This window comes from Kitasatospora sp. NPDC007106, from assembly GCF_040634455.1.
Taxonomy (GTDB): Bacteria; Actinomycetota; Actinomycetes; order Streptomycetales; family Streptomycetaceae; genus Kitasatospora; species Kitasatospora arboriphila.
In genome coordinates this window covers 1-8,691 of sequence record NZ_JBEYFP010000227.1, presented here as the reverse complement: position 1 = coordinate 8,691, position 8,691 = coordinate 1, and the positions used below count along the sequence as shown (strand labels likewise).

Annotated in this window: 12 protein-coding genes and 2 pseudogenes; 13 read left to right on the top strand and 1 reads right to left on the bottom strand. The window is 71.7% G+C overall.

Going from position 1 to position 8,691, the window contains the following annotated elements:
* The 13 genes and pseudogenes from ABZ641_RS18780 to ABZ641_RS18720 all read left to right on the top strand — a co-directional run.
* A pseudogene (locus ABZ641_RS18780) lies at nucleotides 1-308 on the top strand (hypothetical protein); the annotation flags it as partial.
* A gap of 154 nt (nucleotides 309-462) precedes the next feature.
* Complete coding sequence (locus tag ABZ641_RS18775) at nucleotides 463-651, top strand: transposase (RefSeq protein ID WP_344626502.1); 189 nt, start codon at nucleotides 463-465, stop codon at nucleotides 649-651.
* A gap of 18 nt (nucleotides 652-669) precedes the next feature.
* Nucleotides 670-1,281 carry a transposase gene (locus ABZ641_RS18770; protein WP_359983141.1) on the top strand — a complete coding sequence of 204 codons (612 nt, stop codon included), beginning with the start codon at nucleotides 670-672 and terminating at the stop codon, nucleotides 1,279-1,281.
* 410 nt (nucleotides 1,282-1,691) lie between these two features.
* The gene (locus tag ABZ641_RS18765) at nucleotides 1,692-2,114 is read left to right on the top strand and encodes a DUF5994 family protein (protein WP_344626501.1); all 423 of its coding nucleotides are present in this window, start codon (nucleotides 1,692-1,694) and stop codon (nucleotides 2,112-2,114) included.
* 305 nt (nucleotides 2,115-2,419) lie between these two features.
* On the top strand, nucleotides 2,420-2,776 hold the full coding sequence (locus ABZ641_RS18760; RefSeq protein ID WP_344626500.1) for a PRC-barrel domain-containing protein: 357 nt from the start codon (nucleotides 2,420-2,422) through the stop codon (nucleotides 2,774-2,776).
* A 29-nt stretch (nucleotides 2,777-2,805) separates the two neighbouring features.
* Nucleotides 2,806-2,973, top strand: a complete 168-nt coding sequence (locus tag ABZ641_RS18755; protein ID WP_344626499.1) for a hypothetical protein — start codon at nucleotides 2,806-2,808, stop codon at nucleotides 2,971-2,973.
* A 308-nt stretch (nucleotides 2,974-3,281) separates the two neighbouring features.
* A complete protein-coding gene (locus ABZ641_RS18750; protein WP_344626498.1) occupies nucleotides 3,282-3,491 on the top strand; it encodes a hypothetical protein in 210 nt (69 codons plus the stop codon).
* Nucleotides 3,492-3,579: 88 nt separating this feature from the next.
* Nucleotides 3,580-3,828 carry a hypothetical protein gene (locus tag ABZ641_RS18745; RefSeq protein ID WP_359983133.1) on the top strand — a complete coding sequence of 83 codons (249 nt, stop codon included), beginning with the start codon at nucleotides 3,580-3,582 and terminating at the stop codon, nucleotides 3,826-3,828.
* 338 nt (nucleotides 3,829-4,166) lie between these two features.
* Nucleotides 4,167-4,658: a DUF5994 family protein gene (locus ABZ641_RS18740; RefSeq protein WP_359983130.1), complete on the top strand. Its 492-nt coding sequence runs from the start codon at nucleotides 4,167-4,169 to the stop codon at nucleotides 4,656-4,658.
* A gap of 55 nt (nucleotides 4,659-4,713) precedes the next feature.
* Entirely contained in the window at nucleotides 4,714-4,962 is a 249-nt protein-coding gene (locus tag ABZ641_RS18735; protein WP_346140851.1) for a hypothetical protein, read from the top strand.
* Nucleotides 4,963-5,064: 102 nt separating this feature from the next.
* Complete coding sequence (locus ABZ641_RS18730; RefSeq protein ID WP_359983127.1) at nucleotides 5,065-5,217, top strand: hypothetical protein; 153 nt, start codon at nucleotides 5,065-5,067, stop codon at nucleotides 5,215-5,217.
* A 339-nt stretch (nucleotides 5,218-5,556) separates the two neighbouring features.
* A complete protein-coding gene (locus tag ABZ641_RS18725; protein WP_359983138.1) occupies nucleotides 5,557-6,924 on the top strand; it encodes a GAF domain-containing SpoIIE family protein phosphatase in 1,368 nt (455 codons plus the stop codon).
* Between the two features lie 759 nt (nucleotides 6,925-7,683).
* A pseudogene (locus tag ABZ641_RS18720) lies at nucleotides 7,684-7,836 on the top strand (exodeoxyribonuclease III); the annotation flags it as partial.
* A gap of 135 nt (nucleotides 7,837-7,971) precedes the next feature.
* Here ABZ641_RS18720 and ABZ641_RS18715 read toward each other — a convergent pair.
* A partial coding sequence (locus ABZ641_RS18715) for an RtcB family protein (RefSeq protein ID WP_359983125.1) occupies nucleotides 7,972-8,691 on the bottom strand: 720 nt, incomplete at its 5' end.

Sequence of the window (8,691 nt, the reverse complement as noted above, 5' to 3'; positions counted from 1 at the left end):
TCTGGTGTTCAGACGTGAGCTCTTCGGTTCTCTCCCGGCTCGTCTTCTCGCCGCTGATCGCCTCCAACATGGTCACCTACGGCTCGTTCGGGTCCGTGCTGGTCATCCAGTCCTGGCTGGTCGGCGTGGGAGTCGTCGTCCTCGGCGGCGCACCGGTCGGCCGACTGCTCGACGAGGAACTCCCGCGCGTGAGACGTGCGCTGAAACGGCGAAGGCGAGGGCCCACGCACCGTCGCGGCCGATTCGTGAGCGACACCCACTCGACGCCCGTTTGCGCCGAGGGCGGCAGCCCGGCGGCCGGCCCTTGACCGTGGGTTGCGCCCGGGGAAGTGGGAAGTGGTGTGCGGGTTCCGCCCGTTCCCGGGGTTTCGTCCCGGTGATGGCCGTCGCCTGAGAACGCAAGAACGGCCACCGGTTGATCCTTAACGAGATGTCTGACGTCACGAAGAGGAGACCAACACAATGACCGCACCGGACAGTCTGCCGCCCGCCGCACCCCTGGAGGAGAACCTGACCTCGGCGAGTCCCGACCTGTTGCGCGCGATGGCGAAGACGTTCGCCGACGCGGCGATGTCCGCCGACGTCGACCGCACCTGCGGCGGCGAGTACCGCAGGCCAAGCGAGGAACGTGTCAACTCCCGTAACGGATAACGCAATCGCGACCGGGGCATCCGAGTCGGCGCGATCGGCCCGGCCGTCCCCGGGGTCCGCTCGGGCACCTACTTCCCCAGCCGGCTCCTGGAACGGCGACGCCGGGCCGAGCAGGCGCTGATCAGCATGGTCGCGACCTGCCGCCTCCTCGGAGCCCCGACCAGCAGGGTCGAGAAACTCGGCGAGGGCTGCGGGCATCCTGCGCGGACCACTGCACGCAGACCACGGCGCTCAGTCGCCCCACAAAAGGCCGCCCCCGCATCGCTGCGGAGGCGGCCTTTCCGGCCTGCGCAAACGTCACACCGACCGGGACAACAGGATCTGAATCCACGCCTCCGTCGCCCTACGATCTTCCCACCGAAAGGGCGGACACTTTTGCGATCGCGAGTCGCAGAGTCAGGAATCCTGCCTCAAGGATCCACATATTCGCCTCCTCGCGATCGTCCTACCGGTAACTTCTCCCGGCACTTTCCAGAATACTCCGCGCCACTGGAATCCGAGCACCTCGTGCGCATAATTATTTTCAAAAATCACCGCACCCTCACGTTCAACCAGGAAGGTCATACGCCAAATACCTTGGGCCGCACCCCGCAGCGGCAAGATCCGTCCTGGCTGAAGCGTCGCGGGTGAGGGCCGGCGCCGTGCCGGGACGGGGGAAGCCCTGCAGGGAACCGTGGCGCGCATGGCGGATTTCGCGCGGGAGGTACCGCGGAGCGGCCGCGGACCGGTCAAGAGGATTCGGTGATCGGCTGCTGGGGCGGATCCTGGACCGGGCCCACGAGATGCGCCGAAGCTCGCCGATCCGGCCTTCACGGCGACGAAGCCCGGCCGGCAGCAACCCACCGACCGCCCCCTTCCTCGCCCGGAGGCCGGGCCCGGCCGGAGTACGGTGGAAGAATGCACCGTCAACGGCCTGCAGGATTCCCGCAGTGCCAGACGCCGGCACCAGGCCGTCCGCACCAACGAGCCCAGGGCGGGTGTTCCACATGACCGCGACCTCCGATCCCACCGCTGCCCGGCCCCCTGGGCCGGAACCGCCGGTGCGCCTCTCACTGACACCGGAGGGCGCCACCCCGGGACGACTGGACGGAGCCTGGTGGCCCCGCTCGCACGACCTCCTGCGCGAACTCCCCCCGCTGGCGGCAGCACTGGACCCCACATGGGGGAAGATCACCCGTGTCACCGTGAATCCGACGCACTGGCCGGTCATCCCCCGGCGGGTCCCGGTCGAAGGCCACGTCATCCACGTCGGATGGTTCGAACAGGAGCAGGACGCGGACGAGGTGATGGTCTGCTCCTTCGTCCCGCTCCGCCTGGAGCTCCTGGTGATTCCCCCCGAGGCCGAGGCCTCCGCCGCCGAGTGGCTGATGACGGCGGCGTCCGACCCGGCCAACACCCGCACCGGCACCGACCTCCTGACAGCTGCGGGTGTGCCGACCGCGGACCCGCGCGCCGGGGGATGACAACGATCGCGGCGGACGGCACCGTGCCGTTCGCCACCGGCCCCGCCCCCGACTTCCCGCTGTCGGCCCGCGCGTCCACAGCACCCCGGAACCAGCGGGCAGGTGCGCGGACCTCGCCCGGACACGTGCCGCCGAGTGGGCCACACGAAACCTGCACCGCGGCGGCCTCACAGTAGACGTCCACCGGTGCCGAAGGCGCGGCCGGTGGTCGTACCCGAGTCACACCCTGTCGGCTCATCAGGCAGGTGGCGGCGGCACGCGCCGACGGGAGAATGGGAGACGCCCACAGACATCGGAGGCTGCTGATGTTCGAAGCGGGTGACATCCGGGAATGGCGCGGCCACGACGTGGTGGATGCCGACCGCCGCAAGATCGGCACGCTGGAGTCCGTCTACGTCGACACGGCGACGGACCGGCCCTCGTTCGCCACCGTCACGGTCGGGCTGCCCACACGCCGCCGTCTGGTCTTCGTCCCCCTCGCCGACGCGCGGGTCGGGCCGGGCCATCTGCAGGTCGCCTGGCCCAGGAGCCGGGTCAAGAAGGCGCCGGCGATCGGCACCGACGGCATACTGCCGGTCGAGGACGAGGCGGCGATCTTCGCCCACTACGAACTGGACTACGCGCCGGGCGCGGGCGGTGAACGCCGCCTGGCACGCCGATAGCACCGGGCAGACACCGAAGGAGACCGACGATGGCACTGGTGCTGTTCCTGATCATCCTGGCGATCGTGCTCGGGATCGTCGGCGTGGTTGCCCACGGCCTGCTCTACCTGCTGTTCATCGGAATCGCCGTACTGATCATCGCCATGGTCATCTCCGCCGTCCGGTTCCGGCACGGCGGCCGCTCCGCTAACCGCTGAGATGCGCCGCAGTGCCGATAGTCCGCGGCCAGTACGGGGGAACCGCTCCGCGCACAAGGTGCCCGCGACCTGGAGCCACGCCACGGGGCCGACGTACGCCTCGACCACGTGCGGAACGTCCTCGAAGGCACCCAGGATCCGCAGCGCTCCGCTCGGATGCAGGCGGGCGCACCGGGCGGTTGGCCCCGGGCCTACCAGGGCACGGAGGTGGACACCGGGCCCCTTGGGCGGGCCCTGGAGGTCGGACGGGTGGGCGGCATGACGGGGCTCCGGTGGTGGACCCGGGATCGCACTTGGACAATCGGGTCATGGCAGGCCTTGAGGCGGGCCCCGGAACGGTGCATCTGGCCCACGGGGCGGGATACGTCAGCCCCGGCGTTGCGCTGGGCGAGTCGGTCAAGGGCATTGTTCGCATCGACGAGCGCGGATGGGTGCACGTCACTCAGGAGGACGGATCTCGCGTGTCGTTCCCGCCTCATGCCGTAGAACGCGTCAACTGGGGCGAGCCCGCTTCCTAGACGCGAGGCTCCGAGCCTCGCCGTGGGCTTGGGACCAGGTCACCGGGGCCCTCGTCAAGCAGCGAGGGAGCCCCAGTCGGAGGGCGAGATGGCGAAGTACCGATCGCGTGTGCGTGTGCTCTCCGAAGAAGACGTGGAGATCACCACGCGGCATGGGGAGCACGCCGAGGGCGACTTCGACGGAACTGCGCAGGAGTACGCCGAGTTCCTGGTCGACACGGCCGTGAGGCAGGGCGGGGACGATCCGGGCCCGATGCGACCGGCACGCGTTGTCGCCGATGTCTGGGAAGCGGGCGGATCGAAGAGCTTCGCCGCCGGGCACGCAGAGTGGCCGTAGCGCGCACGTCCGGGCGGGGTCGTGCACGTTTCCTCGGCCCCGCACGATCTCGACGCCCGAGGCCACGGTCGCATGGGGGTACGAAGGGCACGTGACGCGGGTATGCCGCGTCCGGCCTCGGCGGCTTGCAGCCAGGCGACTGCCCGGGACGGGCCCGCGCTGCCCGCAGGGCGTTCAGGACTGCCTCGTCGATGTCCGGCCGGCACCCGCCCGGTCGGTCGGGGTGACGCGGTGCGGGCGGAGTAGCGTGGGGGTATCGGGGCGGCCCGGCCGCCGCTCCCCGACGGTCGGCCCTCGTTCGGTGGGGCTGGTGTGTGTCCACGGACAGGTGGCGAGCCATGTCGGATGAAACCGGTGCTGCGCTCCCGGGACCTCTGCCGGACCGGTTCCGGCAGGCCGCGAAGCCGGGGACGGCCCTGCTGCGTCTGGAGACCACACAGTCGCGCGAGGGCGCGCTGGACGGCGCGTGGTGGCCGCGTTCACGGAACGTCGGCGCCGAACTACCCGGTCTGGTCAGGGCGTTGACCGAACATCTCGGCTCCGTGGTGAGCATCGGGCTGGACGCCGAAGCCTGGGACGACGTGCCGGCCCGGCTGCTCGTCGACGGCCGGTCGGTGCACATCGACCGGTACCCGGTCGGCGACGACACGGTGATCGTCACTCGGGGCGACCGCGATCACTTCAGCCTGCTCGTCGTCCCCCCGCAGACGAGCCGGGAGGCGGCGCTGGCCGCGATGGCCCGCGCGGTCGAAGCCGGCGGAACCGACTCGGCACGGCAGATCCTCGTCACCACCGGCAGCGGCTCCGAGCCACCGGGCGAAGCGACCTGAGGACCGGCCCCACAGGCCGGACTCCTCGGGACAGACGGGAAGGCGGGACGCAGAGATGTCCGTCTACGTGAAGCTCTCGGCCGACGCCCGGGCGCCGGCGGAGCCGTCGAAGGGGCCGTTGGACCTGCAGTACGAGGACGGCACGGACGACGGCGTCACCTTCGAGTACGACCTGCACCCGAGCGGTGCGCTGCGCGTCCTGCGGGTCTTCGAGGACACGCCCCACCGGATCGAGGCCTGCTTCAGCCCCGGAGCGTGGCTCCAAGTCGCGGGCACCTACCTGCGAAGCGGCTCCGAGTACTGACGATCCGGTTCACCTGCCCGCGCCCGTCGGGCGGTGGCCCGCGCGCGGCGGTCGGCCGCCGCCGCCGTCCCCTTCTTCCTGCTCGGGACCATCGTCTTGACGTTGCTCGCGACGAACGCACTCCCCGCACCGAGCGCCGACCGTGCGTTCTACTCGGGCCTCGCCGTGCTGTGCGCCGTGTCCACCGCCGTCGCGGTGATCGACCTGGTCGTCATCCGGCGCCGGATGACGGAGGAACGACGGTGGCACCGCTGACGACGCGGCCGAGCGGAGGACATGTTCGCACGCTACTGGGCGGGCGCAGGAGCACAACGGAGTCCGCCCGAGTCCAGCGCCGCGGGCGACACCACGGAGGGAGACCGTCCGAGTGATGCCGCCGTAGCTGAGGATGCGGCCGCACTGGTCGCAGTCGCGGTCGGCAACGGGCCTGCCTACGGTTGAGAACAGGACGCGCCGAGGCGTCCGGCCTCCGGTTGCGCAACGCGTCGGAGGTACGGGTCCACCAGCACAGGAATCGTAGGTGGGCCAGTGGATCCGGAGGATGGGGCCGGGTGGGCGGACGTTCCCGACCGCAGCCACCGGATCGATGACGAGATGGACCGGATCGTCGGACGTCTACGGGACCTGGCCGACACCCAGCGCCGTTTCCAGGACCTGCTGGACGCAGTGATCGCGGTGGGCCGGGAGCTGGAGCTGCCGGTCGTGCTCCGCCGGGTGATCACCACCGCGATGGGCCTGGTCGACGCCCGCTACGGCGCACTCGGCGTGCTCAGCGAGGACGGCGAACACCTGGAGGAGTTCATCCCCGTCGGGCTGAGCGAGCAGCAGGTCGCAGCCCTGGCCGGGGTCGCCCTTCCGCACGGGCGCGGACTCCTGGGACACCTCATCGACCACCCCGAACCCCTGCGTGTCGCGGACATCGGCGCCCACCCGGACGCGGTCGGTTTCCCGCCCGGCCACCCGCCGATGCGGACACTGCTCGGGGTGGCGCTCACCGGACGCGGACGGGTCTACGGCAACCTCTACCTTTGCGAGCGACGCGACGGACAGCCCTTCGACAGGCACGACCAGGACATCGTCGTGGCGCTCGCCGGCGCGGCCGGCCTCGCCATCGAGAACGCACGTCTCTACCGGCAGGTCCGCGCCAGCGCCGAGTACTTCCAGCGCCTCCTCCTTCCCCGCCTGCCCGATGTGGCGCCCTTCTCCGTCGCCGCGGTCTACCGCCCCGCCGCCACCCCGGACCACGTCGGCGGAGACTGGTACGACGCCCTGATGCTCCCCGACGGCGCCTGCGCCGTGGTCATCGGCGACGTCGCCGGACACGACCTGAAGTCCGCCGCCACCATGGCCCAGACCCGCAACATGCTGCGCGCCCTCCTCTACGACCGCCGCACCCCGCCCAGCGGCGTCCTGACACAGCTCGACCGCACCCTCCAGGCGATCACCGACAACACGATCACCACCACCTGCCTCGCCCGCATCGAACCCGCCGAGGACGGCTGGACACTCCACTGGAGCAACGCCGGACACCCGCCACCGCTCCTGATCGGCCCCGACGGCACCGCCCGCTACCTGCACGCCGACCCCGGCCTGCCCCTCGGCGTCGACCCCGACGTGCCCCGCCCCGACCACAAGCGCCCCCTGCCCGGCAACGCCACCCTCGTGCTCTTCACGGACGGCCTGGTCGAGCACCCCCACCGCCCCCTGGACGCCGGCCTCACCGCCCTTGCGCAGGTTGCCGCCGCCCACGCCGCTCTGCCCCTCGAAGACCTGTGCCGGACCCTGGCCGACGCCCACCTCGGCGATGGACGCGACGACCTCGCCGTCCTCGCCCTGCGCACCCCGCCCACCGCGCCGACCCCCGGGAACACCGGCGACACACTCCCGGACCCGGGAACAGCACGTACCCCGCACCCCGGCGGGCCCGCAGCTCGGTCTCGGCGGCGGTCCTTCAGCACCTGATCCTGGCCGCTCTTCACTCATGTCCATGACCTCTGCCGCTCCGTGATCCGGGGGCCCTGCCGCAGGGGAGGCCGGCCCTCCAACACGGAGGGCCTCCGTCTCCGTTCCGCAGCATCGAAACCCGGAATGCGCCACCACGGCACGGCACCGCCACTGCCGCACCTGCCCGTGCAGTTCGTCGACGCCGCAGCGGCGACCACCGGCGGGTGCGGACGGCCAGGGGCGGTTCGGTCATGAACCGGCTTGCCGCCCGTGCGCTTCCTGGTTCACACCTACGACACCGAGACCGGTGTCGCGATGGCCGCCCGAATGCTGCACGAGCTCGGACTACACGAGGGCTGCGCGGTACGTCTGGGCAGTGGGGACCTCGGCGCGCTCGCCGCCTCTTCCCGGCGGATCCTGGACACCGCCGGGCTGCCCGAGCCACGGATCACCGCCAGGGGCGGCACCGGTCGCCGACGACGGTCGACCGATGATGAGCCTCTCCACCGGCAGAGTGACCGTACAGGGGCCGAGCAGGTCCACCGCGGGCCCGGACTATTCACCCGGCCACGGCCGCTGCGCTGTCTCCGGACCGAAGCCCGGGGTGCAGCGTAGGTCCCGCTCCTCCCTCGCGTTGGCTCGCCTGCCCGGGCCCCTGCGGTTCGTCGTGGGTGGTGTTCGTGCCGGCATTCGTGGTGCTGCCACTGACGCCGGCCACGGCGAGGGCGGTGAAGCCGCGGCAGGCCGAGCCGAAATCGTCGTCCCGTCAGCATGGTCGACAACGTCGCCGCATGGCGCATCGACTACCACATCGCCTCCCCCGGCCTGGCCGCCCGCGCCACCGACGCCACCGACGAACGCGCCGCGGCCCACGCCGAGCGCTGGTCCGACCACGCCCCGGTCACCGTGGTCTACGACCACGGAGTCTGACGGTCCGTCTCGGACCGGGTCCCCGGCGCCCGCCGGGCGTTCTTCGCGAGGAGTCGTCGTGTCCGTCCCCGTGCGGCACCGTCCGCGCGACCGGCGACGGTCGTCGAGGCCGCGTACGGCGCGCCCTTCGGCCCGTCACCCCTTCAGCACCCCGAGCGGGACCAGCCGGGCAACGATGCGGCTGAGCCCGTTGCGCTCACTGGCGGTGACGACGGCGTCGACGTCCTTGTAGGCCTCCGGCGCCTCCTCCGTCGCACTGCGCCACGAGGTCGGGCGGGCCGACACGCCGGCCGCGACCAGCTCGGCGCGCAGGTGGCGGATGTCGATCTCGCGCTGGGCGCGGTGGCGGCTCCAGACCCGGCCCGCACCGTGGCAGGAGGAGTCGAACGCCTCGTTCCCCGGCACCCCCGCCAGGACGTAGGACGCCGTGCCCATGGTGCCGGGGACGAAGACCGGCTGCCCTGCCCCGGCGAGGTCGGCCGGCAGGTCCGGGTGGCCCGGCGGCAGGGCCCGGGTGGCGCCCTTGCGGTGGACGCAGAGCAGTCGGCGCTCTCCGTCCACCTCCTGGCGTTCCAGCTTGGCCAGGTTGTGCGACACGTCGTAGAGCAGGTCCAGACCGTGGCCGGTGTGCTCCCGGAACACCGCTCGGGCGGCGTCGGCCAGCAGGTGGCGGTTGGCGCGGGCGTAGTTGGCCGCGGCGGCCATCGCCCCCAGGTAGTCCCGGGCCTCCGGGGAGTCCACCGGGGCGCATGCCAGCTGCCGGTCGGGGACGGAGATCCCCCGGCGGTGCATCACGGCCTCCATCCGCCGGACGTGGTCGGTGCAGATCTGGTGGCCCAGGCCGCGCGAGCCGCA